At 66.1% G+C, this 25224-nt stretch carries 21 protein-coding genes and 1 pseudogene; 18 read left to right on the top strand and 4 right to left on the bottom strand.

Annotation, left to right across the window (positions count from 1 at the left end; translation table 11 throughout):
* Positions 1–35: 35 nt before the first annotated feature.
* The 3 genes from ACNJ7E_RS16050 to ACNJ7E_RS16040 all read left to right on the top strand — a co-directional run bounded on the left by ACNJ7E_RS16050 (position 36) and on the right by ACNJ7E_RS16040 (position 2794).
* On the top strand, positions 36–1151 hold the full coding sequence (locus ACNJ7E_RS16050) for a PLP-dependent cysteine synthase family protein (RefSeq protein WP_418340381.1): 1116 nt from the start codon (positions 36–38) through the stop codon (positions 1149–1151).
* A complete protein-coding gene (locus ACNJ7E_RS16045; protein WP_418340380.1) occupies positions 1148–2434 on the top strand; it encodes an MFS transporter in 1287 nt (428 codons plus the stop codon). The genes ACNJ7E_RS16050 and ACNJ7E_RS16045 overlap by 4 nt, the downstream gene beginning before the upstream one ends.
* 138 nt (positions 2435–2572) lie before the next feature.
* Positions 2573–2794: a hypothetical protein gene (locus ACNJ7E_RS16040; RefSeq protein ID WP_418340379.1), complete on the top strand. Its 222-nt coding sequence runs from the start codon at positions 2573–2575 to the stop codon at positions 2792–2794.
* Between the two features lie 143 nt (positions 2795–2937).
* Here ACNJ7E_RS16040 and ACNJ7E_RS16035 read toward each other — a convergent pair whose 3' ends face one another.
* Positions 2938–4284: an apiosidase-like domain-containing protein gene (locus tag ACNJ7E_RS16035; RefSeq protein ID WP_418340378.1), complete on the bottom strand. Its 1347-nt coding sequence runs from the start codon at positions 4282–4284 to the stop codon at positions 2938–2940.
* A gap of 566 nt (positions 4285–4850) precedes the next feature.
* On the opposite strand from ACNJ7E_RS16035, the gene ACNJ7E_RS16030 reads away from it, so the two are divergent.
* The 9 genes from ACNJ7E_RS16030 (at position 4851) to ACNJ7E_RS15990 (ending at position 13653) form a co-directional block, all read left to right on the top strand.
* Positions 4851–6398: a multicopper oxidase family protein gene (locus tag ACNJ7E_RS16030; protein ID WP_418340377.1), complete on the top strand. Its 1548-nt coding sequence runs from the start codon at positions 4851–4853 to the stop codon at positions 6396–6398.
* 97 nt (positions 6399–6495) lie between these two features.
* Positions 6496–7317: a F510_1955 family glycosylhydrolase gene (locus ACNJ7E_RS16025; RefSeq protein ID WP_418340376.1), complete on the top strand. Its 822-nt coding sequence runs from the start codon at positions 6496–6498 to the stop codon at positions 7315–7317.
* Between the two features lie 5 nt (positions 7318–7322).
* Positions 7323–9257, top strand: coding sequence for a copper resistance CopC/CopD family protein (locus tag ACNJ7E_RS16020; protein ID WP_418340448.1), 1935 nt, complete (start codon positions 7323–7325; stop codon positions 9255–9257).
* A gap of 117 nt (positions 9258–9374) precedes the next feature.
* Positions 9375–9815: a DUF6153 family protein gene (locus tag ACNJ7E_RS16015; RefSeq protein ID WP_418340375.1), complete on the top strand. Its 441-nt coding sequence runs from the start codon at positions 9375–9377 to the stop codon at positions 9813–9815.
* A gap of 91 nt (positions 9816–9906) precedes the next feature.
* Positions 9907–10590, top strand: coding sequence for a DUF305 domain-containing protein (locus tag ACNJ7E_RS16010; protein ID WP_418340374.1), 684 nt, complete (start codon positions 9907–9909; stop codon positions 10588–10590).
* A 126-nt stretch (positions 10591–10716) separates the two neighbouring features.
* Positions 10717–11940 carry a L,D-transpeptidase gene (locus tag ACNJ7E_RS16005; protein WP_418340373.1) on the top strand — a complete coding sequence of 408 codons (1224 nt, stop codon included), beginning with the start codon at positions 10717–10719 and terminating at the stop codon, positions 11938–11940.
* Positions 11941–12059: 119 nt separating this feature from the next.
* On the top strand, positions 12060–12719 hold the full coding sequence (locus ACNJ7E_RS16000; protein ID WP_418340447.1) for a TVP38/TMEM64 family protein: 660 nt from the start codon (positions 12060–12062) through the stop codon (positions 12717–12719).
* 196 nt (positions 12720–12915) lie between these two features.
* A complete protein-coding gene (locus ACNJ7E_RS15995) occupies positions 12916–13185 on the top strand; it encodes a metal-sensitive transcriptional regulator (RefSeq protein ID WP_418340372.1) in 270 nt (89 codons plus the stop codon).
* A gap of 63 nt (positions 13186–13248) precedes the next feature.
* Positions 13249–13653: a DUF302 domain-containing protein gene (locus ACNJ7E_RS15990; protein WP_418340371.1), complete on the top strand. Its 405-nt coding sequence runs from the start codon at positions 13249–13251 to the stop codon at positions 13651–13653.
* A 415-nt stretch (positions 13654–14068) separates the two neighbouring features.
* Here the strand turns inward: ACNJ7E_RS15990 and ACNJ7E_RS15985 are convergent, their stop codons facing one another.
* The 3 genes from ACNJ7E_RS15985 to ACNJ7E_RS15975 all read right to left on the bottom strand — a co-directional run bounded on the left by ACNJ7E_RS15985 (position 14069) and on the right by ACNJ7E_RS15975 (position 16566).
* Complete coding sequence (locus tag ACNJ7E_RS15985; RefSeq protein WP_418340370.1) at positions 14069–15091, bottom strand: hypothetical protein; 1023 nt, start codon at positions 15089–15091, stop codon at positions 14069–14071.
* A 2-nt stretch (positions 15092–15093) separates the two neighbouring features.
* Positions 15094–16248 (bottom strand): site-specific integrase, encoded by a 1155-nt coding sequence (locus ACNJ7E_RS15980; protein ID WP_418340446.1) that lies wholly within the window; start codon positions 16246–16248, stop codon positions 15094–15096.
* Positions 16249–16413: 165 nt separating this feature from the next.
* The gene (locus tag ACNJ7E_RS15975) at positions 16414–16566 is read right to left on the bottom strand and encodes a hypothetical protein (protein WP_418340369.1); all 153 of its coding nucleotides are present in this window, start codon (positions 16564–16566) and stop codon (positions 16414–16416) included.
* A gap of 1301 nt (positions 16567–17867) precedes the next feature.
* On the opposite strand from ACNJ7E_RS15975, the gene ACNJ7E_RS15970 reads away from it, so the two are divergent.
* From ACNJ7E_RS15970 to ACNJ7E_RS15945, 6 genes and pseudogenes are all read left to right on the top strand, one after another.
* A complete protein-coding gene (locus tag ACNJ7E_RS15970; protein WP_418340368.1) occupies positions 17868–18197 on the top strand; it encodes a hypothetical protein in 330 nt (109 codons plus the stop codon).
* A gap of 4 nt (positions 18198–18201) precedes the next feature.
* The gene (locus ACNJ7E_RS15965; RefSeq protein WP_418340367.1) at positions 18202–19206 is read left to right on the top strand and encodes a serine/threonine-protein kinase; all 1005 of its coding nucleotides are present in this window, start codon (positions 18202–18204) and stop codon (positions 19204–19206) included.
* Positions 19207–19743: 537 nt separating this feature from the next.
* Positions 19744–20565: pseudogene (locus tag ACNJ7E_RS15960) on the top strand (RNB domain-containing ribonuclease); the annotation flags it as partial.
* A 104-nt stretch (positions 20566–20669) separates the two neighbouring features.
* Positions 20670–21872, top strand: coding sequence for a tyrosine-type recombinase/integrase (locus ACNJ7E_RS15955; protein ID WP_418340359.1), 1203 nt, complete (start codon positions 20670–20672; stop codon positions 21870–21872).
* A gap of 680 nt (positions 21873–22552) precedes the next feature.
* Positions 22553–24556 carry a tyrosine-type recombinase/integrase gene (locus tag ACNJ7E_RS15950; RefSeq protein ID WP_418340358.1) on the top strand — a complete coding sequence of 668 codons (2004 nt, stop codon included), beginning with the start codon at positions 22553–22555 and terminating at the stop codon, positions 24554–24556.
* A gap of 103 nt (positions 24557–24659) precedes the next feature.
* Complete coding sequence (locus ACNJ7E_RS15945) at positions 24660–25097, top strand: maltose acetyltransferase domain-containing protein (RefSeq protein WP_418340357.1); 438 nt, start codon at positions 24660–24662, stop codon at positions 25095–25097.
* Positions 25098–25224 lie beyond the last annotated feature (127 nt).

The raw sequence follows: 25224 nt of genomic DNA, 5'->3' as shown, positions 1-25224 counted from the left end.
GCGCCCGTCGCAGTCAGATACAGGGATTACTCATCATGAACAGTGCTGTTCCCTCCACACTCGTTCCACCGTCCTCCGCCGCCCAGTTGCTCACCACCGCCAACCGTTGCCCGCAACCGAGCACCATGGTCGGCAACACCCCCGTTCTGTGGATCGGGGAACCGTTCGCCGACTTCGGCCGCGGCTTCTGGGCGAAACTCGAAGGCTCCAATCCCGGCGGGATGAAAGACCGCCCCGCGCTGCACATGGTCGAGAAGGCGAAGGCGCGCGGCGACCTTGCTCCCGGGGCGATGATCATCGAATCCACCAGCGGAACCCTCGGGTTGGGTCTGGCCTTGGCCGGGATCACCCATCACCATCCCGTCACCCTGGTCACCGACCCCGGTCTGGAACCGATCGTGCACCGGATGCTTGCCGCCTACGGCGCCCACGTCGAACTGGTCACCGCCCCGCACCCCACCGGCGGCTGGCAGCAGGCCCGGCGCGAGAAGGTTCGTGAACTCCTCGGGGCCCATCCGGGGTCGTGGTGCCCGGATCAATACACCAACCCGGACAATGTCGAGGCGTACGAGTCGCTCGCTCATGAACTCATCGCCCAGCTCGGCCGCGTCGACACACTGGTGTGCTCGGTGGGCACGGGCGGGCACTCCGCCGGGGTGGCACGCGTGCTGCGCCGGTTCTGCCCCGAGCTGAAACTGGTCGGCGTCGACACCGTCGGCTCGACCATCTTCGGACAGCCTGCCAGTACCCGGCTGATGCGCGGGCTGGGCTCGAGCATCTACCCCGACAACATCGACTACCCGGCCTTCGACGAAGTGCACTGGGTGGCGCCGCACGAAGCGGTCTGGTCCTGCCGCACCCTGGCGGCCACCCACCACGCCAGCGGCGGCTGGAGCGTCGGCGCCGTCGCGTTGACGGCCGGCTGGGTCGCCCGCACCAGCGCACCGGAGACCCGGGTCGCGGCGATCTTCCCCGACGGCCCGCAGCGCTACTTCGACACCATCTACAACGACGACTACTGCGCCGAGCACGGGCTGCTCGAGGTGAACCCGCCGACCGAGCCGGCGACCATCGACCACCCGACCGAACAGATCGTGAAGTCCTGGACCCGGTGCGCCACCGTGGTCGATCCCACAGAGAGCGTTTCATGAAGAACCTTCTGACCCAGTTCCGCAGCTTCGACCGGCCCGCCCAGGTGCTGATGGTCAACCAGTTCTCCATCAACGTGGGTTTCTACATGCTGATGCCGTATCTGGCCGGGTACCTGGCCGGCCCCCTGGGGTTGGCGGCGTGGGCGGTCGGGCTGGTGCTGGGCATGCGAAACTTCTCCCAGCAGGGGATGTTCCTGCTGGGCGGCACTCTCGCCGACCGCCTCGGCTACAAACCGCTCATCATCGCCGGCTGCCTGCTGCGGGTCGCCGGGTTCGTCCTGCTCGCCGCCGTGGAATCACTGCCGGCGATCCTGCTGGCCTCGGTCGCGACCGGGTTCGCCGGAGCCTTGTTCAACCCGGCGGTGCGGGCCTATCTGGCCGCCGACGCGGGCCCCCGTCGGGTGGAGGCGTTCGCGGTCTTCAATGTGTTCTATCAGGCCGGCATCCTGCTGGGCCCGTTGATCGGTCTCGCCCTGACCACCCTCGATTTCCGGGTCACCTCGCTGGTGGCGGCCGCGGTCTTCGCCGTGCTGACGATCGTGCAGATCTGGGCACTGCCCGCGCACCGCGCCGAGCCGGTCGGGGCCAGAACCTCGATCCTCGAGGACTGGCGGGTGGTGGTCGCCAACCGGCCCTTCGTGCTGTTCGCGCTGGCGATGATCGGGTCCTACGTGCTCTCGTTCCAGGTCTATCTGGCGCTGCCGCTGCAGGCGGCCGTGGTGGTCGGCGACGGGCGGTCCGACACCGCGCTGGTGACCTCGCTGTTCGTCGTGTCCGGGGTGGTGGCGATCGCGGGGCAGCTACGGATCACCGGCTGGTTCTCCCGCAGGTGGGGATCGGGACGAAGCCTGGTCGTCGGTATGGCGATCATGGCGATGGCGTTCCTACCGCTGATCGTGCTTCCCGGTCCGGCCACCCTCGGCGGGTGGGCCGCCGCCGGCGCCCTGGTGCTGACCGCCGCCCTGTTGGCGGTCGGCACGGCGGCGGTATTCCCGTTCGAGATGGACACCGTCGTCGCCCTCTCCGGTGGCAGGCTCGTCGCCACCCATTACGGCTTCTACAACACCGTCGTCGGGGTGGGCATTCTGCTCGGCAACCTCGGCACCGGCGCCGTCTTCGGGCTACTGCGCGACGCCGATCTGGGTGCGCTGATCTGGGTGGCGTTGACCGTCGTCGGGGCGGTCTGTGTGGGTGCCCTGTATCTGCTCGACCGGTCCGCCCGGCTCTCCCCGCCGCCGGCGCAGACCCCCGCGCCCGAGGGCAACGAGGTACCGGCCGCCTGACCGTGGTCCGATCGCGTTCGCCCTCGCCCGCTGCGCCGCGACCCGAAACCTACGCGTACGGCCGCGCCGGAGACCTCGTCGGGCGTGGTCGCGATGATCACGCCCGACGACCATCGCCGGCTATGACTCGACCGCTGGTTGAACCACCCAGTCGAGATCGAGCATCTCGGCTGGGTCGACGCCGCGGGGCTGGCCGGCTTCCTCGGCAACGGGCTCGTGCGCTGTATCGGATTCGAGGTCGGCCGCCGGATCAGTCGGCGGCCCTGGTCTCCGGCCCGAGGAGAACGGCGTGAGCGAGAGCGGGCGGCCATCGCCGAGCCGGACGGGTCGGTGTGGACGAATCTCGGCTGGTGGCGTTAGGTCTCCGGGACGGTTGGGTCGACCCCTCAGCTTTGTAGTGGAGCGGAGAGGCGGCGTGCCACCAGATCGACCACACGACAATCGGTGACGGTCCTGTCGCTGTAGCCGATCCTCGGCCCGGGTCGTACCGGCCGAGGATTTGCTCACGACGTCAGAATGAGGAGCCAATCGTTGCGACCATCGGCATTCGGGCCCGGCGTGGTAAAGGTTGCCGACATGGGGACGGGGCGCCTCCCGCCGGACGTCGGGTCTACCCACGTTGCGCGCGTCCCGGATGCCATCGCCGAGGCGTTCACCGAGATCGTGCGTTGGGTAGGCAGGTAGATAACTGCCAGGTGGCCGTCCGGAGTCTTCGCGGCTGTCACGTAGTCGTTCTCCAGGACGTCCTTCGCGTCGTCGGTCGTCAGTTCCGTGCCGCGCCCCGCGGTGACCAGCTCATTCGCGGTGTCCGGCACCAGCTCCCACCACGCGAGCGTCGAGAACAGGGCACGCAACCGCGTGATCTGGGTGAGCGCGCGGGTCGACAACCGCTGCTCCCACCCGTCATGGAACTCCCAGTCGTCACTGCCGACGAACTCGCCGGCCGCGCCGGAGGTGAGCGCCCAGAGCACCTGCCGGCGAAGGGTCTCGTCCGTGGTCGGTGGTGTCTCCGGATCGTTGTTCTCGCCTTCATAGTTGGCCTCGCCGAGGACTGCCGGGATCGCCGGCTGCCGTCGGTAGGCATCCAGCATTGCCTCATAGGTCGGGTCGTAGGTGTAGACGAAGTTCCAGTCGACACGCCACGCCCAGTAGGGATCCTGGGTGGAGATCGACGGGGGGGTCAGCTGCATGGAGAACGGTCGGCCGTCCCCCGCCCCGCGGACGCCGCGCATCATCGCGTCGATGCAGTGGTCGACGTCGCTGCCCCGGGCCGGGTCCTCGCCGGCCGAGACGTAGTCACCCCCCGACATCCAGATGATGTTGGGCAGGTCACGAAAGCGCTGCGCCACCTTGACGCCATAGCTGTGGCATTGCGCGATCGACGTGGGGACGAAGGCATGTCCGATGGTCCAACCGTCGATCGGGTAGAGCATGACCGTGATGCCGTGGTCGGCGGCCATCCGCAGGTACGCCGTAACCCGCTCCCAGTACGGCTCCTGCCACTCGAGGAGGTCGCCGTTCACGAAGGGGAGCAACCCATCGAACGTGGCGCCGTCGTCGCTGGGCGCACCGTTGCTTGTCGTCCCGATCAACGAGACGATGGCCGCGTTGAAACCCTGCCTCCGGCGGTCCGCGAACCACAGTCGGGCCTGCTGCGGCGACAGTCTGGTCATCAGAGCCCAGGGGGAGTCGCCCTGCAGCAGGATGGGGCTGCCGTACTGATCGAGGAAGTAACGACGATCGGGACTCACCGAGGTCACGAACGGCGGCCCTTCCGGTCTTGCTTCGCTGGGGGGAGCGGGCGCCGGCCAGGGCACGACGGGACTGCCCGCCGCGCCAGCGATGCCCATGCGCTGACCTTGATTGAACTGTCCTTGGTGAAAATGCCGCCATATCACCCACGAACCGCTCGCACCCACCACGAGTACCACGACCAGCCCCAGGATCCACCATCGGCGGCGTCGCCCCACTCGCCCTGCTGCCATGGTTACGTCGCGGTCCTTCTCCGGAGCCTCACCCTCGCCCCGGACCCGAACAGAGATCTCGTCCTGCGTCCCATGCGCATCGCCGAAGCGGCCGTTGCTCGGGGGGCCAAGGCTAAAGCCGGATAGTCGTGATGTATATGCTCGGCTGCCGCCACCATCGCCACCGCCCGCTCCGTCGAGCACGCGCTGTCCGACCAGTCCCACCGGCTGTACGCCGGACGGCGCCCCCTGGCGCTGAACCCCACCCTTGCCCCGGGAATGACGTGGTGCCAGCACCACCAGCCGTGAGATTCCGACACGGGCTTGCTCGATCCCTTCATCACGCGCTGGTCAGTCCCCCACCCATCCAATCTACTATGCAACTACGTAGATTGGGTGGGGGTTCTCGGCCGAGCCCCGCGCCGTCCTCCGCGCTCGAACAGGAGTTGTGCATGATCGAACGGTTTCCCGGCGCCGCGCGTCTGTCGCGTCGGAACTTTCTGGCGCTGGCCGGCCTGGGGGCGGCCGCGACGGTGGCCGGGTGCAGCACCGGCGGCGACGCCACCGCACCGGCGACGGTCGTCGGCCCCGACTCAGCTTCCGTGAAAGCAGCCGAGGAAGCTCGCCGAGCCAATATCGGGACCGGGAACACGATCACCGCCTCCCTCAAAGCCGGCCCGACCCGGATCGACCTGGGCGGTGTCCAGGTCGACACCTGGGCCTACAACGGCCAGGTCCCCGGCCGGGAAATCCGGCTGCGCCGCGGGGATCTGCTGCGCGCCGAGCTGACCAACGACCTCCCGGCCGAGTCGACCATCCACTGGCACGGCGTCGCGCTGCGCAACGACATGGACGGGGTGCCCGGGCTGACCCAGCCCGCCATCGCCCCCAACAGCCCGTTCACCTACGAATTCCTCGCCCCCGACGCCGGCACCCACTGGCTTCACCCCCATGTCGGGATGCAGTTCGACCGGGGCCTCTACGCCCCGGTCATCGTGGAAGATCCCGCCGACGGCGGCGACTACGACCTCGAGGCCGTCCTGGTCCTCGACGACTGGCTCGACGGGGTGGCCGGACGCACCCCGGAGCTGCAACTGGACGCGCTGCGCCGCGACGGGATGCCGATGGGCGGCATGGGAATGGACCACGGCGGCATGTCCGGCATGGGGATGGGTGCCCAGGCCGATCCCGCGAACCCGCTGGGCGCCGACACCGGGGACGTGGACTACCCCTACTACCTGATCAACGGCACCCTCGGTGCCGACCCGTTCTCGGTGCGGGCCCGCCCCGGTCAGCGTGTGCGGTTGCGGATCATCAACGCAGGCGCGGACACCGCGTTCCGGCTCGCGGTCGGCGGTCATCAGCTGACCGTCACCCACAGCGACGGGTATCCGGTGCAGCCGGTCACCGGGTCCTCGCTGCTGATCGGCATGGGTGAGCGCTTCGATGCGATCGTCACTCTCGGCGACGGGGTCTTCCCCCTCGTCGCCTCGGCCGAGGGCAAGCAGGGCCAGGGTTTCGCCGTGATCCGCACCGGGGCGGGTGGACGACTCGACCCGGCCGTCCGGCCTGCCGAGCTCGACGCACCCCCGATCACCGGCCTTGCGCTGCGCTCGCGTGAGGAGGTCCGGCTCGGCCTCCGCAACCCCGACCGGGTGCACGATCTGCTGCTGGGCATGGACATGTCCGGGTACCGGTGGACGATCAACGGCGCCGTCTTCGACGAGCACACCCCACTCGAGGTCACCGAGGGGCAGCGAGTGCGGCTGCGGTTCGTCAACGAGACCATGATGTTTCACCCCATGCACCTGCACGGGCACACCTTCCAGGTCGTCGGCGACCATGGCGCCGGCGCCCGCAAGGACACCACCTTGGTGATGCCGAACCAGACGGTCGAGGTGGACCTCGACGCGGACAACCCCGGTCAGTGGCTGGTGCACTGCCACAACCTGTACCACGGCGAGGCCGGGATGATGACCACCCTGTCATACACCGAATAACCTCCGCCGCAACGTTTTCCGATCAACCATCCAGGGAGGCCCGCTTCGCGGCGACCCTCCCCTATTCTCATCCCACCGAGCACAGAACGAGACCCCTATGCCTGCTAATCGGATCGCCCGCACCGTGTTTCCCACCGGGATCGCCGCCCTGCTCGTGCTGGCCGGCTGTTCCTCCCAAGCCGACGACACGACGACCCCGGACGCCGCCGTGCCGACGGTGGAGCTCAGTTCCGAACTGTCCCACCTGCACGGACTGCACGTGGGCGCCGACGGCACCGTGGTAGCAGGCACCCACACCGGGCTGTTTACCATCGACACCTCCGGCGCGACGGCCCGGGTCGGCGCCTCCGACGACGACTTCATGGGACTGACCGGCGTACCGAACACCGACACCGTCTTCGCCTCCGGGCACCCCGGTGCGTCCAGTTCCGCCGCCAACCCGCTGGGGCTGCGCAGCAGTACCGACGGCGGCACCAGCTGGGTGGACCGGTCCCTGGCGGGTCAGGTCGACTTCCATGTCCTGAGCACGGACGGACGCCTCCTGGTCGGCTTCGACGGAACCGACGGACTTCTCGTCTCGACCGACGGCGGCACCACCTGGACCCCGGGCGCCACCCTGGTCGCCGCCGCACTGGCGGTCAACGGCAGCGGAGTGTGGGCGGTGACCCCGGCGGGGCTCGAACACAGCACCACCGCCGCCCGCACATTCGCGCCGGTGCCGGGTGCCCCACGCCTGGTCATGATCGCCGGCGCCGGCGATGCGCTGTGGGGCATCGACGAGGACGGGTATGCCTGGCGCAGCAGAGATGGGCAGGACTGGCAGAAACGCTCCCGAGTCGGCACCGTCGACGCAATGACCGCAGTCAACTACGACACCGCCTACGCCGCCACCTCCCAGGCGCTCTACACCCTGAATTGACCGAGATGCCCACCCGCGCCCGCCCGCTGATCCGTGGCCTCGTCCTGCTGCTGGCCCTGGTCGCGGCCGCGGCCGTGGGGGCGGGGGTGGCCGGCGCCCATCCCACCCTGCTGTTCACCGACCCCGGCTCCGACACCGCGGTCTCCGCCCCACCGCAGTCGATCACGTTGCTGTTCAACGAGCCGGTCACTCCCGGGGCGCCCGCGATCGTCCTGCACGATGGCGCCGGCCGCGAAATCCCGATGGGCGTCGCCGAGACCGCCCGGGACGGGCGCGTGATCACCGCCCGGCCGGCCGACACCCTGGCGCCGGGAACCTACACCGTGCGCTGGCAGGTGACCGGCGCCGACGGAGACCTCGTCGAGCAGGACTTCCGCTTCGCCGTTGGCCTCGCCCTGACCGGAGACGGCAGCGCGGCCGACGGCCGGTCGACGTCCTGGACCGATGCCGCCCTGCGGTGGCTGCTGTTCCTCGGGCTCGCCGTCGCACTCGGCGGCCTGCTCGCCGAACGCGTCACCACCACCGCCCGACGAGAGAATCCGTCCCTCCCGACGCTGCGGTCCGCGGTGGTGCCCGGCGCCCTGATCGGGCTTGTCGGGGTCGTCGGCCTCGCCGCGGCCCTCGCCGCGTCCGCCGGCGAGGTGAGCGTGTGGTGGCAGGGCCGGCCCGGTCTCGTCGTGCTCATCGAGGCCGCCGGATTGGCCGGGGCGATCGCGGTGGCCGCCGCCGGCCGCCGGGAGTGGGCGCTCGCACCGCTGGTGCTGGTCGTCGCCGCGGAGGGGTTGCGCTCGCACGCCAACGTCGCCGCCCCCGGGTGGGGTGGCCTCCTGACCGCGGTCCACCTGGCGGCGGCCGCGATCTGGGTGGGCGCACTGGTGCACACGGTCCGCGCGGTGCGTGCGTGGTGGGGCGAGGGCCCCGCCGTGCGGTGGGTGTTGGCGGGATACACCCGGCTGGCGGTGGGGGCCTTCCTGGTCGTGGTGGCCACCGGCACCGTCTCCGCCCTGCTGTTGATCCCGCTCTCCGCACTGCTGTCCACCACCTACGGTCAGGTTCTGGTGGTCAAGCTGGTGTTGGTCGTCGCCGCCGCCGGGTTGGCGCTCGCGGCGCGGCGGTCGCTGCGCACCCCGGAGCGAACCGCCCTGATACGGCGCACGATTCGGGCCGAGAGCATCGTGTTGATCGCGGTGCTGGCGGTCAGCGCCACCCTGGTCTCCACCACCCCGGCCGGTACCGCCCCGCAGCCGGGACCCCCGGCGCCGGCCGGTCCGGTCCTGCCGCTGGGCGCCCTCGCCGGGCAGGTCGGAGTCTCCGTCGCCGCCAGCGACGGGCAACTGGTGGTCCGGCTGTCCACCCCCCGCCGCGGCGACTACTACGCCCCCGAACCGGACCAGGACTTTTCCCTGACCGGGCGGATCGACGCCACCGGAACCGACGGCGCCGCCCTCTCGCTGCGTGGATGCGGCCCGGGCTGCTTCGTCGCCCCGGCCACCTGGCGGGGCGGTGACAACGTGCTCACCCTCGGCGCGGCGGCGCAGGGCTGGCAGGGCGGCACGGTCAGCCTGCTCGTGCCCTGGCCCACCGGTCCCGGCAGCGATGACCTCGCCCGCGCCGTCGCCGCCACCCGCGCCGCGGGGGACCTGACGGTCTACGAGAGCGTCACCAGTGACACCAGCGGCCCGGCGCCCGAGCCGCAACAGCTCGACCTGCCCGCCGACTTCTTCCTGGCGCAGGAACCGTACGCCGACGGCACCGCCCCGATCGCCGCCCGCCTGCCACATCAGGGCGGGGCCGTCCGGTTGGCCCTCGGCTACCCGGCCGCCGGAATGAACGTGCTGCTCACCCTCGACGACTCCGGCCGGATCAGCGAGGAAACCCTCACCGACACCAAACATCTCGTCACCCGCAGATTCCTCTACCCGGAGCACGGCGGTGGATGAGACGCCCACCTCGGACCGGGTGTCTCGGGTTACCGCCCGGGCGAGCAGAGGAGGCGGGGCGCCGGTCCGGTGCGACGGCCCGTCGGATCCTCGCACCGGCGGCAGGTCAGTAACATCATGGCTGTGAAACCGCTGGGTGCGACGCCGACGATGCAGCAACTGCTGCGGGTGGCCGCCGTCGTGGCGGTGCTGTTCGGTGTCCTGCTCATGCATTCCTCCCCCTTGCTCGACCACACCGGCGGGCACGCCACCGAATCGGCGCACGATTCCGGTGGGCACGGCCACTCCCACGCGACGACCGCGGAGCCGGTGGCCCTTCCCGCCGCGCTGGCCGGGACCGGGTGCGAGGGCGGCGACTGCACCGACCATTCCGGCCTGCATCTGTGCATGGCCGTGGTGACGATCGCCGCAGCGTTGGTCCTCGCCCGGTGGTACGCCACCGCCGCCGCCGGCGAGCTCACCGTCCACGCTCTGCGGGCGCCGCTACCCATCCAGGCCGGCCGGGCGCCGCCGTGGACCACTCCGACCCTCGCGCAATTGTCGGTATTGCGGGTGTGACAGGTGCCCCACGTCAAGTGGGGTCACCTACGCAGACGTGTCTCGGGCACGCCTGCTTCACCTTTCACCGACCTTTCGAGGAGTCCTATCCATGTGGTCTTTGCGTTCCCCCCGTGCCAAGTTCGTCCTGTCCGCCGCGGCCGTGTCCGGAGTCCTGGTCCTCGCCGGCTGCAGCGACAACAGCGGCGGCGGCCATGACATGTCCCAGATGTCGAACAACACCTCGGGCACCACGTCGAACAGCTCCACCACCGCAGCGGTGGAGACGAGCGCCTTCAACAACGCCGACGTGATGTTCCTGCAGATGATGTACCCCCATCACGCCCAAGCCGTGGAGATGGCGAACATGGTCGAGGGCCGCACCAGCAATCCGCAGGTACTCGCCCTGGCCAAAGACATTGCCGCGGCCCAGGGACCGGAGATGGAACAGATGACCGCGCTGCTGGCACAGCGGGGCATGAGCGTTCCCTCGACAGATGCCGGCGGCGGAATGAGCGGAATGAACCACGGCGCCGCGAGCGCCGCCGCCGACGGTGGTGGCATGAGCGGGATGATGACACCGGAGCAGATGACCGATCTGGCAGGCAAGAGCGGCACCGACTTCGACACCGCCTGGCTGAACATGATGATCGAACACCACACCGGTGCCATCGAAATGGCGCAAACCGAACTCTCCAACGGTGAGAACGCCGACGCCAAGCAGATGGCCACCGACATCGTCGGTGCCCAGCAGGCGGAGATCACCACCATGCAGGCACTGCTGCAACAGAACTAGTCCGATGAGGGTGGGACCGCGGGCCCATTTGCGGTCCCACCCTCCTCCATCACCGCACGCACGGCGTGCACCCCTTCTTCTCGGCCCACCAGCTTCGCTGCCGCCTCGTCGGTATGGAGGAACCCCATGAACACTCGCCCACCGCGCCGGACTCCGGTACTGCTCGCGCTGGCGATCCTGATCGCACTACTGGCCGCCTGCGCCCCGTCCGGAACCGAATCATCCTCACCGAGCGACCCGGCGACCCCGGCCGCCGACCCCACGATCACCATCGTCCCCACCGATGGCACCGACACCGTCAACCCTGCGGATCCGGTATCGGTCGACACCACCGGCGGCACACTCGAATCCGTCACCATGACCAACGAAGGCAAGGTCATCGACGGCATCTTCACCCCCGACCGCATCGCCTGGAAGCCCGGTGTCCCATTGGGCTACGGCAAGACCTACACCATCACGGCCACCGCGGTCCACGATGACGGCACCCGCACGGAGCGCACCAGCACCTTCTCCACCGTGCAGCCGGGAAACCTCACCAAACCCACCTTCGTCACCTCGGGCGGCAACCTCCTCACCGACGGCGGCACCTTCGGCATCGGGATTGTCATCGTCACCCACTTCGACGAGCCGATCACCGACCGCGCCGCCGCCGAGAAGGCATTGACCGTCGAAACCACACCCCAGGTGCAGGGATCCTGGTACTGGGCGGACGAGCAGAACGTGCACTGGCGCCCGCAGAACTATTACACGCCCGGCACGAAAGTGACCGCCCGCGCGAACGTGTACGGCGTCGATCTCGGTGGCGGATTGTTCGGCCAGGAGGACGCGGCAACCTCCTTCACCATCGGCGACGCGCACATCTCCGTCGCCGACGACACCACCAAACAGATCACCGTCACCAACAACGGTGACCTCGTGCGGACCATGCCCACCTCGATGGGTATGGGCGGCAGTGAAACCATCAACGGGCAAACCCTGACGTTCTGGACCCAGCGCGGCATCTACACCGTCATCGACAAGGCCAACCCGGTCATCATGGATTCCTCCACCTACGGGCTCCCGGTCAATTCCCGTCTCGGCTACAAGGAATCGATCAACTACGCCACCCGTATCAGCAACGACGGCATCTACCTGCACGAACTCGCCGACACCATCTGGGCGCAGGGCAACACCAACGTCTCCCACGGCTGCCTGAACCTCAGCCCCGACAATGCCCGCTGGTTCTACGACTTCTCCGTCCCCGGCGACATCGTCGAGGTCCGCAACACCGGCGGTGCACCGCTCGAGCAGTGGCAGAACGGGGACTGGAGCGTGCCCTGGGACCAGTGGCTGGCCGGCAGCGCGCTGTGACCCCACCGACTCCGACGTGGCACCCGCGGACCTACACCGCCCACGCCGCCGCGGTTGCCCGCTCAGGCGGTGAGCGCTCACCGCGATCCCCACGTCGCGGGCCTCGGCGGGCGCCGCTGATCCTTCGCGACCACCGAGTCCTCGCCACGGTAGCGGTGCTGGCCTCACTGGCCGTGGCCGCCGCCCTCGTCCCCCGCCCGTCGATCTCCCAGGTGCGGGAGTGGGCGGAGTCGATGGGACCGGGGTTTGTGCTGGTGTTCTTCCTGACCCAGGCGGTGTTGACGATCGCCCCGGTGCCGCGCACGGTGTTCACCCTCAGCGCAGGATTGCTGTTCGGTCCCGTCGCCGGGGTCGTCGTTGCGATCGCCGCCACGACGGTCAGCGCCGTACTGGCGTTGCTGCTGGTGCGGGCGCTCGGACGCACCGCGGTGCAGGCCCGGCTGACGCACCCCGCGGTCAAGGCCATCGATGCCCGCCTCGCCCGGCGGGGGTGGCTGGCAGTCGGGTCATTGCGCCTGATCGCCCCGGCACCGTTCGCGCTTGTGAACTATTGCTCCGGGCTCTCGGCGGTACATGTGCTGCCCTATACCGCAGCGACGGTGGCGGGAATTCTGCCGGGCACGGTCGGGGTGGTGTTGCTCGGTGACGCGTTGACCGGGCAGACGAATCCGGCGCTGATGGTGGTGACGCTGATCTGCATCGCCGTGGGGGTGGCGGGATTGGTGGTCGACACCCGCCTGCCCGTGTCACCGGCCTCGAGCGCACCAAAGGCGGCCTAGCCCACCGCGGCACGTGCGGAACCCGCGGGTAGGTATTCGGCGATGTGGCACAGGGATTTCGAATCACCCACTCGAATCGAACTGGGCGCTCTCGCGCACGGTCCAGCCAACTACATGCAGGGCAGAGTGAGGAATCACACCCAAGCCATAATACCCCCAGGGGTATTATGGAGGAACGTTCACGGAAGGACCCACCATGGTTGGCGACGACGAATCCATTGCACTGGTACTCAATCGACTCCGTCGCGCCCAAGGGCAGCTCGCGGGTGTGATCTCGATGATCGAAGCCGGCCGTGACTGCAAGGATGTAGTCACCCAACTCGCCGCCGTCTCCCGTGCCCTCGACCGCGCCGGATTCAAGATTGTCGCGAGCGGACTGCGCGAATGCCTCACCGGTGACGCCGCTGAAGGTCAGGAGCCAATGACCGAGACCGAACTGGAGAAACTCTTCCTCGCCCTCGCCTGACAGTCCTTCAGCGCCGCCCTCGCAGCCAAACCCCGGCTCCACCATCCATCGATAGGAACCCTGATGAACCTCGCACTGTCGACCACCCTGAACACCACCTTCGACGACGCAGTCGAGCGGACCCGGAACGCCCTGCAGGAACAAGGCTTCGGAGTGCTCACCGAAATCGATGTCCGTGCCACCCTGAAAGCGAAACTCGACGAGGACCTCGAGGACTACCTGATCCTCGGTGCCTGCAATCCACCCCTGGCGCACCGCGCCGTCACCATCGACCGCCAAATCGGGCTGCTATTGCCGTGCAACGTCGTCGTCCGCACCGACCCCGACGCCGGTACCGTCATCGTCGAGGCCATGAACCCTCAGTTGATGGCCCAGATCACAGGCAACCCCGCCTTCGAACCCGTCGCCCAGGACGCCGCCACCCGACTGCAAGCCGCAATCGACACCCTCGCAGCAGCAGATCGATAATCACCGCCGCCCTCGGAAGATCAGGCCACGCAGAGCACCCTTCCCAGCAGCTCAGTGTCGCTGGTCGACGGTGACCTGGTGTTCGCGGGAGTCGAAGCCCTGAGGTCGGCGATGGTCATGTCATCGGGGAAAGACGGATCCTGCCGCGCGGAAAGGAATCGCCCTGACCGGGTGGGCTTGTCCGACGCGGTGCAGCCGGTGGACCATCACCCGGTCCACTTTCGCGAGTCGGCAGGACAGCGTTGGTTTCGACCACCTCGAGCCGGAAACATCGCAGCGGAAAGTGCGCGGGCTGAGCCAGGCTGAAACTCCGGATTCCTCTCGGGTCACTCATGCTTTGTGCGCACCCGGCATCGATAACTTCGGTAAGCGCACCGTAGTCGAAGCTATCCCCTGCGCCGGGACCAGTACTCCTTCAGTTGATTTCGGTGCTGTCGAGGATGGAGAGAAGGTCCACGAGGAGTTTGTCGGCTTCGTCTTCAATGCCGTCGAGGATGTCGGTGACGTCTTCGAGGTGGGTGTGGGCGTTTCGGCGGGCGGCGATGCCGCGGTCGTAGTAGCCCTGGTCGAGTTCGATATCGACCACGACCGGGACCGGCACGTTCTCGTGTGACGGCGCAGTCGGCTTCCTGGTCGGCGGCCGCTTGTGTACCGGCGCTGACCCGACCAGGTGCGCCCGGACCAAGGCGGCGACGGAGTGCCCGGTCAGCGGGGTCGGATCGTAGGGGGTGTGTCCCCACCGGTCGATGGATGTGAAAAGTGGTTGGTCGTCGCGGCGCGCACTGTCCGCGAACGCCGAGAGGCTCACCCCTTTGTCGAGGCGGCCGGCGAGGAGCTGGGTGCTCGGATACCGGTCCAGGAACCCGAGCACCTCCACCCAATTACTATACACGGCAATAGGTTCGACACCAGATTCGGCGGTGACACGCACCCAGCCCTCACCCGCCCCGAGGACGAGCGCGTCGCGCTCGGTGGTGACGTCGGTGCGGCGCAGCCGGGCGATCTCCTCGAAGCCCAACCCGGCGGCGGCCAGGGTGAGGAGGAGGGCGTCGCGGCGGCCGAACAACCCGCCCGGCCACCCGGTGACCGGGATCTGTGGCACCACCTGCGCCACCCGCTCCCCGACCCGGGCCAGCCGGTTTGCACGCGCAGTGCTGAGCAGCTGCCGGATCGTCTCCGTCCGGCCCGGGGCCGGCAACCCAGCCCCGGCGTGGACGGCGTTGATCGCGGCGACCCGGCGGCGTTGCGTTCCGTCGGCGGCCGGGTGGTCGTCGAGGAACTCCGCCACCACCGACGGGTGCGCGGGCAACGACCGGTGCTCGCACGCTGTGCACCAGTCGACGAACAACGCCCAGTCGTACCGATACCGACGGGGCACCACCACCGGATCCGCGCTGTTACCCACCGATTGCGTGATGGTGCCGAGGTCGACGTACACGGTCAGAGGCCGATCTCAGTGACCGCGTTCCCGACGAGGGGCGCGTGTTCGCGGGCGTAGAGCTCCACCATCGCGGGCGTGACATGCCCGGTCTGCCGCATGATGGCATGCGCGTCGGCGCCGTTGCGGAACGCCTGGGTGACGAACCCGGCCCGCAGCGAATGCGCACCGAGCTGCGCGACGATGTTCTCGTCGTAGCCGGCCGCGGCGGCGCGGCGGCGGATCGCCGCGTGCACCGACGCCCCCGACAACGCGTTGTCGGAGAGGTTGCCGTTCTTGGCGATCGCCCGGAACAACGGGGCCCGGGCCCGCATCCGCGGCAACCCTGTTCGACACACATGACCCTCGAACGGTGGGGCGGTGCGCAGCAACCGGATCACCCCGGAGCGGGCGGCGAGATCGTATGCGGCGACGACCTGCGCCCACCGCACATACGCGCACGGTGGACAACTGTGATGGTGGGTGGTGAACGGCAACGCCCGCACCGTCCCGGCACCGTCCTGGTCGGTCTTCGACCGCCGCAACCGCACGTGCACCCCATCGAGCCGGTGCACGGTGACGTCCCCGCAGGTGAGGGCGACGAGTTCGCTGCGGCGGAACGCGCCGGCGAACCCCATCAAAAGCAGCGCGCTGTCGCGGCGCTCGTGCACCGCGGCCGCCCAGCCGGTAACAGCTTGCCGGGCGGATCGGACGATGGTGACGATGTCGTCGACCAGCAACGGGGCCCGGGGATTCCGGGGCCGGTCGCCGTTGGTGGCGTAGGTGCGGCGAATCCCGGACATAGTGGAGACCACCAGGGCCTCGGTGCACGGGTTTCGCAGGTTCGCGGTGCGGTGGTAGTGCCCGATCACCGACACCCACCGGTTCAACGTCGATGGTGAGTAGGCCTTATCCCCCGCCTCGGTGAGGGTGTCGGCGGCATCGACCAGATACGCGGCCACCGTCGCCGGGTGCGCCGGCAACGCAGCGTGGCCGTGGGTGTGGCACCAGCTGCGGAAGCGGCGCCAATCCGAGGCGTAGACGCGGCGGGTACCCGCCGATTGTGACGCCTCCAGCGCCCCGGCGATCTGCGCCACCGCATGCTCCGACAGCTCCGGAACCGCACCCCACGAACGATCGGGACCCGACTCGGCTGGGGTGCTGGCGGTTACCTCGATCGTCACACCGGGAATCTACCTACGGTCACCGACATCACCGGTGCCGCGCTGGTCAGTGCCGAGAGCGGGAATGCTCGTCGGTCTGCATCGCCAGGACGGCAGCGAACGCGGTGATCAGCAAACCCAGCAGAAGCAGCACATTCATCGTGTCCCCCTGTCGTGGTGTCAGCGCGGACCCGTCTGGGTCATCGGTCGGCGGTCGTCGGCGAACATGGCCTCGATCCTGGCTTTGATCTCCGCGGTGCTCATCGCACCGGTGCGCCGCACCGGCGTCCGCGAGGGGATCGAAGACGTCGGAATCATCGAGGCTGTGGTCATGCGCGCCCTACCTTCCCATCGTGTCCGCGGACTCGGCACACCCGGTTGGTGTGCACCCCCGTCACAGTGATATGTGACCCGCTTCACATTTTCTGTCGTGAAAGTTGTACATCACCAACGGCACAGTTGGCATCCTTCGCGACTCCAAGCCGCGGCGCGCGCGACAGCCGGTGCTGTTACCGAGCGCCGCCGGGGCCGGACCGTCACGGACTTTCCGCCCTCACCTGCACGAAATCCACGGTCGAGGCGCCGCGGCGGGGCTCTGCAGAGCAAAAAGTGTGCTCACCTGCAGGTTTAAGGGAGACGTTGCGTAAATGTTTTTTTACAGCACCAACCCCGCACAAATCATGAGTGACACGGACCCGCTCTGTCCTGGCTCAGTGCATCTGATGCCGACTCAGCAGATCTGATGCGGCCGACGGTCGATCTGATGCGTGACTCGGTGAATCTTATGCGGGGTCCCCTGGTCGCGGTCGACGTCCTCGTGCGTCGGGACTCAGGCCACGTGCAATCGGTCGGGCGGCACGCCAACAAATTCCACCCGCATCAGATTCAGTGAGGCAAAGTCGAACATTGCGGCTCAGACAATCTGACGCATCGCAGGTCGGCGGCATCAGATTCACGGAGTCAGGACACGCTCTGTCCTGACTCGGTGAAGGTGGCGACGACTCAGTGAATCTGGCGAGTGTGGCGGTCTATCTTGGCGGCCGGCTCAGCGAACCTGGCGAATCCGAGGCGGTCACCCGCGATCGGGAATGAATCGAGGCACCGAGTTCCATGCTCGCCACATTCTTTGAGTCCGAAGCCGCCGCGGCGACTAAATAGACCTGGCGAACAGCAGGTGCGGCCGCTGCGATCTCGCCAGATCCACTGAGTCAGGACACGCTCGCTGAACCGGCCAAAATTCGGGCCGGTTGTACTCGATTTCGTGTCAGTCGCCTGTCAGTCGCGTGTCGGCTTCTCGATTTCGTGTCAGTGCGAGGAAGCCGTTTAGTGCCGCGGAGCGGCAATGCCCAGGTTCAGTTACGTGCATTGACCTGCTAACTTTCGCGTAGCTGCAACCGTGTCGATGTGCATTTCTCTCGACATCAACCAGTTCCCATGCACCGCGGCCTGCTTCACATAATCTCTGTACGAGGCACCATCAAGATCACCGACACAGTGAGAGCAGGATAGTGAAGGTAATTGGTTTCAGATGCGCGAAAGACTCGATCAGTTGGGCAGTAGTCGAGGGCGATCGACGCGCTTGCGCAACTCTCGTTGATCGGAAAGTCGTGTCGGCTCCGACTGACACACGGGAGATGCAACTTGCCTGGGTATCGAAAGAGATCCTGGAAGTCCTCACGAAATTCGACCCCTCTCATGCCGCAATCCAGGCGGCGGGTGGTAGCCGGGGAGGTGGCCTCGCGGACTCCCTCGTACAACGCATTGAAATCGACGGTGTGGTGCGCTCGGTACTAGGCGCATGTTCAATTCCAACCAAGTCGATCAAGCCGCAATCAGTGAGTACTGAGTTCGGGGCCAAGAAGACCGAGCTCGATGATCTGCTCGCTGACATCTCCTGCATCAGAGACGTACCGAAGACACATCGTGAGCCGGTCATCCTCGCCGTCTCTCAGTTGCCGGTGTGACGGGATGACCCCGTTCAGACGTATCAAACACATCGGTGACGGACATTTCGGCCGCGTGGAGTTGGAGTACGACGAGGGACTGAAGCGCTACTGCGCAGCGAAGTACCTAGAGAATACGGCCTTTGTCAGTCCGGATTTCACCGAAGCCCAAGCGATGGTGCTCGGCCGCCACGACAACGTCGTCACCGTCTATTCGACGGATACGGAGGACGGTACGCCCGTCATTCGAATGGAGTACATGAAGGATGGGAGTGTCGCGAAGAGGTACGGCCTTGAAGCCGCACCTGTTAGGGATGCCCTCCTCATCATGGAAGCGGCGTGCAGGGGTATTCAACACATCCACACTGTCGGATTGCTTCATCGCGACATCAAGCCGGCAAATCTCCTTCTCGACGATGAACATACGGTTAAGGTGACCGACTTCGGACTCGCGTGCGAAAGCCGAGACGCCGAGAACTCGATTGGCGTGCCTTACTTCGCGCACCTTCCGCCGGAGTCGATCAAAGACGGCACAGGGACGATCACTTCGATCGCCGGCGATATCTATTCGCTAGGGCTGACCACCTACCGGTTGCTCAATAGCGATAGGCGCGTGCGTCCTAGACTTGAGACGGACTCGTCAATCCCCCACAGTGAGACCTGGATGCCGTACATCCATCAATCTCTCCGCCGAGCCGTCACCAGAGCCCTCCATGAAGACCCCGGGAAACGCATCCAAACGGCATCGGACTTCAGGCACGCCCTCGGCAATGCGCGACCACGAGTGAGCTGGCAACCCGACGTGGGCCAAGCGACGCGGCATGCATGGACTGGTTCAAGCATCGAGGGAACAGACTGGCGAGCACGTATCAGCCGAAATTCCACGGGGCATCAGTTCACGATTGATCGTTGTCTGCCGAATAGGGCATGGCGAGCACACAATGCTGACAAGGGCATCTATGACACTGAATCCGAGGCCCTAGATCACGCCGCCGAAGTGCTCCAACGTGTCGCGACCGAGGGAAAGTAGTCCCTGAGGGGACCGCCCATCGTTACTGCTGGTGTCCTGAATCAGTAGAACTGGCGAGATCACTGACGCGCCGCCTTGGTCGCCGTATCGACCGAGACGCCGGGGCGACCTCCGGCTCAAAGAATCCGGCGAGCGTGGAACTCGGTCGCCTCGATTCATCCCCGATTGCACGGGTGATCATGCCGGATTCGCCGGTCTCGCTGAGTCGTCCATCAGATAGTCGTCCACGCTCGCCAAATTCACTGCGCTTTCGTCAACTTCACCGAGCCGGGGCAGTCGCGACCACGCGGCGATGATGCACAGAAGGCGGCAGCGTCTGTTTACCGCGGTAAAAAAAAAGACCAATCGGTATGCTTCCGGGGACTGCGTTACGCCCGCCACGGATCTTCAGGGGGTTGTCTCACGCAGAGATTCTCCGGCTCCGACCTGAATTTCCGACAGAGGCTCTCCGAACCCGGTACGGATGGTGCGGCGCCGCCGCGCCTCACTCCCAACAGCTATCGTCGGTTGCCTGCGGAACAAGGAGGTATCGCGTCCATGACATCGTCCACGACCACCGACACGTCCACGCTGCTGATGGTCGACTCCGCGTCTGCTCGGGACCGAGACGACGCCTTCTCCGTCACCCCGCTCAGCGGTGGTCGCGGGTGGGCGGTCGAGGTCCATATCGCCGGTGTCGCCGACGTCGTCGGCCTGGGGTCGGTCGCCGACGAGCAGGCGTTTCTGCGGGCCGAGACCCGGTATCTGCGCGACCGCACCGTTCCGATGCTCGGCGAGACGGCCGAACAGGCGGCCACCCTGACCTCCGGAGCCGCGCGGACCAGTCTGCGGGTCGCCGGCACCCTCACCACCGACGGGCGGCTGGTCGACGTCACCGTCGCCCGCGGGCACATCCCCTTGGGAAGATGTGTGGCCGTCGATCACGCGCAGGTGCCCGGCATCCTGACCGACCCGGCACATCCACTCCAAGTCCAATTGGCCGCGGCGGATGCGGCCGCGCAAGCCCTGCTCGGCGCCCGCCGCGACGGCGGCGCCCTCGCGTTCTACGACCTCACCCGCGGCTGGGCAGCCAACGAGGACGGCGCCATCGTGCCGATCACCGCCGAACTGCGCACCGTCGCCTACGTCATCGTCCAGGAACTGATGATCGCCACCAACGAGGCCGTCGCCCTCTGGTGCGTGGAGCAGGGGCTACCGATCCTGTTCCGCAACCACCGACCCAACCCGGTCGCCGGCAGCACCGACGAGCTCATGACCGAGATCGCCGCCGCGGCAGGCGACCCGGACCTGTTCGCGAAACTCCGCGGACGACTGCTGTCGACGCTGCGGGCCGCGACCTACGACCCGACGGTGCACGGCCTTAGCGACTGACATTTGCGTGTTCTCGACGTTCGCGGTGTGTCATCAACTGCTATGTCGCGTACACGTGCTAGATGTGATGTACGCGAGATGAGGAGCCACCCGTGGAGAGCGATGGCCAGCGGTACCGCGTTCGGCAGGTTCGCCACCGGGGTGGGCAAATCTCCTATTGGATCTTTAGTTCGGATGGGGAGCTCCATCACGATTCGATGCGCGTGTTGGCGTCGTATGGCACTGCAAGCCAGCAGACTTATGCCTTCAGTCTGGTAGACCACCTGAATTGGTTGCACATCAACGGCATCCAGACGAAGTCGGTAACCTTTGACGACTTGCGTCGGTACATGAATGCGCTCACCAACGAGGGCGCGGAGATCTTTGTGCCGTGGAGACGTGCTGATCAGCGACCACTTGGTGCCTCGTCCGCGTGCAACGTGGCAACTGTCGTGAAGGCGTTCTACATGTCGCTGCTCAAATCGGGGACGGTGAACGAAGACCTGGTATGCAAGCTCAACGCACCAGCGTCCCGCACGCAACGGGGCACCTTCGTACAGAGGAATCCCCTAGCCCCGAAACGAACTTCGCGAAGACCTCGGGTAGTTACGGACGCCACTGTGCAGGCCCTGTTTGAACCGGACATCCTGAGAAGCGCTCGCGATGTCATGATCGTGACCTGGCTGCACGACACCGGCATCCGGGTCGGAGGCCTTTGCGGACTGAGGTTTACCGACCTTCATCTCGTTGCGGATCATCCCTGCGGGCAACACCGATATCCACATATCCACGTGGTGGGGCGCAACGACAATCCGAACGGTGCTCGCGCCAAGATCCCAGGTGCGTTGAGCCGGGTTCAGCTGAATTCCGAAGGGTATGTCATTGATGGTGTCATTCGTGCAGTGAGTGACGACATGATCAGCACCTTCCACGCGTACCTCCTCGACGAATACAAGACCGTCCAGCACTTCATTGATCACCAGCAAGTACTCGTCCACACGGATGGTCGAACGCCGGGCGCTGCTCTCACGACAACTGGTGTTCGAGGCATGCTTCGGAGAGCGGGGGAACGAGCCGAGCTGCCGACCCGTGTCACGCCACACGCGTTTCGCCACAAGGCTGCCTCGGATTTCTATGCGGTCACGGACTTTAACGCCGAAGAAGTGGCGGAGGAATTCGGCTGGTCCAGACCGGAAATGGTCACGGAGCTCTACGGCAAGTCGGCTAGCTCATCGGTACTTTTGCACCTCGATCAGTACTGGACAGCAACTGCACGTCCGAGCGCAGAGCACGACCTCGTGCCGGACCGGAAGTGAGGGCTGGCGCAGTGGCAACGACTACCAGCAGGTATCCGACACTCACAGTAGTAGCGCATGATTCGGACATAGATAACCTCAGCATCGAGCGGCGATACACCATCGCCAGCGAGTTCTTCCCCGAGTGGATGAAGAACGAGCCGATCCAGTTTCCGCCCGATCACGACACGTTTGGGTGGGCGTGCCGGGTTCCAAACTGCGCGGCAATGATGTGCGGGAGCTACACGCTCCGTCTCTGCGAGGCTCACGCGACCAAGTACCTTCAGGCGAAGGACAGATTGACGCTCGATGAGTTCGCCGAACAGGCTCAGCCACAACGGAGTCTACGGTTCGGGTGGGCCCTCGAACGCGGTAGGGACTGCGAGGTGTGCGGGTCCCATCGTGAAGCAGTGACACGAGGACTCTGCGTGCAGCACAACAACGCGAGAATGAGGGCATCGGAGTGCGGCATACCGCGGCCCGACTGGCTGTCAACTGCAGTTCCACTTCCTCCTTTCGCCTGCTGCGAACTCGGGGTTTGTGTGCGTGACGCTACGATGACGATTGGGGTAGGCGCCGCCAGTCGGCGGGTTTGCCGCGGACACCAGCACGTGTGGTCACGCTGGCGCAAGTCATTGACGAAGCCTCCCACACGGCGGCAAGCCGAGGAATGGTTCTCCAGGGAAGACGCCGGGGATGCAATGCAGCCGCACGAGAGTCGTGGCCTGCTCTCACTCTCGGACCTTCCGGCCAACGTTCAAAGAGAGGTCCGGTACGGCATCTATAGACACGCCAAGGCGCCGAACCGGACCCAGTGGCGTCCGCTCGACATCAGGGAAGCACTCAATCGACTCGCAGCCGAGGGCATTGAGACCTTGGCCGATCCACGTGTCGAGGCCATCGCGGGCGCAGCGAAACGCGGCAGCATGGTCAAACGAGTACTCACGGACCTGCCGATCGCGGCCCGGCCGCTACTCCTCGACGCCAAATCGGCGAAAGATGCTGGCGTGTTCGACCCGGTGTTTGTCGGTGGCGAGCCCTTCCAATCATCGTCGGTGCGACACCGCCGCTACCTGTTTGATCTTCGAAACGTGTCACAGCGATGGCTTCGAGATGTTCTGTGGGACTATCTTTCCGACCAGGCACTCGCAACCAACGGGAAGCGTGCCACGCTGCCAACCATCCAACTACGTATAACCAGCGTGATCGTCCTGTCCTTCATGCTCCGCCAAATCCGTCAGGACGGCGGCAACGTGGCAGAAATTCTCACCAGCGAGGATTCGGCGGCACTCGGCGATCTCTGGAATATCTGGGTATCAGAAAATATTCACGTCCCGTGCATCAAGCCGCCCAATCGCCCAGTCAAGGACGAGCGCACCGCCTTGGTTCGCGCACGGTTCAACTTCACCACGAACGCACGAATCGTTCTCCTTCACGCGTTGAACCACAATACGATCGCGCGTAAGACGGAGAGCTTCATCCTCCGCTTTCCGGAGTACTCCAGGCCGAAGACCAGTCCTCGCCCACGACCGCTCAGCGACGAGGAGTTCATGCGTCTGGTATCGGACGAGAGCATCACGAAGCTCGAGGATTTGGACACAAACGACGTTGGGATCGCCGACATCTGGGTAACTCATGCATTCCAGGGCGGGCGAATCAATGAGACACTCACGCTACGCCTCGGATGTATCGGCTTTGTGGGCGCGATGCAGCCCTACCTGTGGCGGGACATATCGAAAGCAGGTCAACTTGACTACGGCATTCCGTGCCACCAACCCGTCTATCAGAGACTGCTGAAGCGGCAAGAGAAAACCCGGCAACTACTGCGCCAACGGTATGCAAAGGAATTGTCGAAGCTCGGAAAGCGCCAGGCGACGGCGTTGGAGACCAATTGGGACCGGGAGATGCCGCTGTTTCCACGCCCGAGCAGCAACCCTGACCTGGTTATACCATTCTCCTTCAGCGGTTTTCAAGATTCGTGGATGACGTGGCTGGAACAGATCGGAGTCGCAGGTGTGACGTCGCACCGGACACGTGCGACGATGGCAACCACCCTCCTCGACAACGGGGCACCACCAAAGCTCGTTCAGCAGATTCTCGGGCACTTCTCCGATGCCGCTCTCGCCTTCTACGGAAGGTACAGCGACGAAACCACCGTCCGCCACCTCCAGATGTTCTGGGCAGGCGGGCCAGGCACCAGTAAGCCTGGCGCCATCGTGGCGCAACCCAGCGATTTTGCCGACAGCACGTCAACTGCCGCTCGAATAGACCTTGCGGTTGTGCCCGTGGAGCACGGCCTCTGCCGATACGGCCCGGTCGTTGGTGGCGCGCTCTGTCCAAAGCAGAAGAACTGCACCACCGGACCTGGCGGCGTGTGTGAGCACTTCGCCCTCACCGGTGCGGATCTCGCGTATTGGGAACGGAAACGAGACGCCGACTACCAGTTCGCGGAGGGAGCACCCACCGAGGAGGCGCGCGAGTACATCTTGAGCCAGTGGCGCGAGTGGGAACCAGTGATCGACGGCCTCAGGGAAGCGCTCGAGGACGCCGGCCTGTTGGAGGCCGCAGAACAACTCGACTTGAGAAGTCCAGCCCAGGACTACTTCAGCCCGGTGTTCTCCATCGGCTGGACGGCAGGAGAATTGGATCAGAATTCCAACGAAGTGGGAGGCGGTGACGATGGCCACGGAGCGACGGCCAGCTGAGGCAATTGCGCGGCGCACTGCCCAGTCGAAAGCTTGTGAAGATAGGGTGCGCCAGGCGCTTTCACGACTCGTGAAGGCGGGGGTTCCGTTCACCGTTGCTGATGTGTGCACTCTCGCCGGGGTTGGACGAACGTTCATCTACAGCCAGAAGCGGCCCGAGCTCACTCAGGCAGTCCTCGACGCACGGAAGCATTCAGTCCGGGCAGCGACCACAAGGGCCGAGGAGTCGCTCGATACGCAGACCGCATCCTGGCGCGAACGAGCACTCAACGCCGAGGCAGTTGTCACCTCGCTCAGGTCAGGGATTCAGCGGCGTGACGAGCAGGTCAGCGCCCTCACCGGGATGCTCTATGACGCCGACGGCGTCCACCTTGTCGAGGAGAACACACGACTGCGCGAGCTGATCAGGAATCTCACCCGAAGCCTGGCGGAGTCGGAGAAGGAACGAACCAGACTCACGAGATCCCTCGACGGCGCACGGGCCAACGTGAAGCGCGAAAGGGAACGCAACGTCACGCAGCTCTTCGGCGACAACCCATAACGCAAAGGCGATGGTTTCGCTGTTCGTACCCGGTTGCGGGGACTGTCGAGAGCATGTTCGCGATACCGTGACCTGCAAAGATAGTGGCAGCTGACTCCGGATCAGTCGCTAAGCACGGCCACTACGG

This window comes from Rhodococcus mengyinensis (assembly GCF_048381435.1).
GTDB lineage: Bacteria > Actinomycetota > Actinomycetes > Mycobacteriales > Mycobacteriaceae > Rhodococcus_F > Rhodococcus_F opacus_D.
Note: the sequence above shows the minus strand (reverse complement) of the source record. Positions and strands in the feature narration are given on the sequence as shown.

What these genes read in the sequence shown, in the direction of transcription:
- ACNJ7E_RS16030 (WP_418340377.1), top strand. Translation starts at nt 4,851, where the DNA reads ATGATCGAACGGTTTCCCGGCGCCGCGCGTCTGTCGCGTCGGAACTTT.
- ACNJ7E_RS15950 (WP_418340358.1), top strand. Translation starts at nt 22,553, where the DNA reads ATGCAGCCGCACGAGAGTCGTGGCCTGCTCTCACTCTCGGACCTTCCG.
- ACNJ7E_RS15970 (WP_418340368.1), top strand. Translation starts at nt 17,868, where the DNA reads ATGCAACTTGCCTGGGTATCGAAAGAGATCCTGGAAGTCCTCACGAAA.
- ACNJ7E_RS16010 (WP_418340374.1), top strand. Translation starts at nt 9,907, where the DNA reads ATGTGGTCTTTGCGTTCCCCCCGTGCCAAGTTCGTCCTGTCCGCCGCG.
- ACNJ7E_RS16045 (WP_418340380.1), top strand. Translation starts at nt 1,148, where the DNA reads ATGAAGAACCTTCTGACCCAGTTCCGCAGCTTCGACCGGCCCGCCCAG.
- ACNJ7E_RS16020 (WP_418340448.1), top strand. Translation starts at nt 7,323, where the DNA reads ATGCCCACCCGCGCCCGCCCGCTGATCCGTGGCCTCGTCCTGCTGCTG.
- ACNJ7E_RS15965 (WP_418340367.1), top strand. Translation starts at nt 18,202, where the DNA reads ATGACCCCGTTCAGACGTATCAAACACATCGGTGACGGACATTTCGGC.
- ACNJ7E_RS15990 (WP_418340371.1), top strand. Translation starts at nt 13,249, where the DNA reads ATGAACCTCGCACTGTCGACCACCCTGAACACCACCTTCGACGACGCA.
- ACNJ7E_RS15995 (WP_418340372.1), top strand. Translation starts at nt 12,916, where the DNA reads ATGGTTGGCGACGACGAATCCATTGCACTGGTACTCAATCGACTCCGT.
- ACNJ7E_RS16035 (WP_418340378.1), bottom strand. Translation starts at nt 4,284, where the DNA reads ATGGGCATCGCTGGCGCGGCGGGCAGTCCCGTCGTGCCCTGGCCGGCG.
- ACNJ7E_RS16050 (WP_418340381.1), top strand. Translation starts at nt 36, where the DNA reads ATGAACAGTGCTGTTCCCTCCACACTCGTTCCACCGTCCTCCGCCGCC.
- ACNJ7E_RS16015 (WP_418340375.1), top strand. Translation starts at nt 9,375, where the DNA reads ATGGCTGTGAAACCGCTGGGTGCGACGCCGACGATGCAGCAACTGCTG.
- ACNJ7E_RS16005 (WP_418340373.1), top strand. Translation starts at nt 10,717, where the DNA reads ATGAACACTCGCCCACCGCGCCGGACTCCGGTACTGCTCGCGCTGGCG.
- ACNJ7E_RS16025 (WP_418340376.1), top strand. Translation starts at nt 6,496, where the DNA reads ATGCCTGCTAATCGGATCGCCCGCACCGTGTTTCCCACCGGGATCGCC.
- ACNJ7E_RS15975 (WP_418340369.1), bottom strand. Translation starts at nt 16,566, where the DNA reads ATGACCACAGCCTCGATGATTCCGACGTCTTCGATCCCCTCGCGGACG.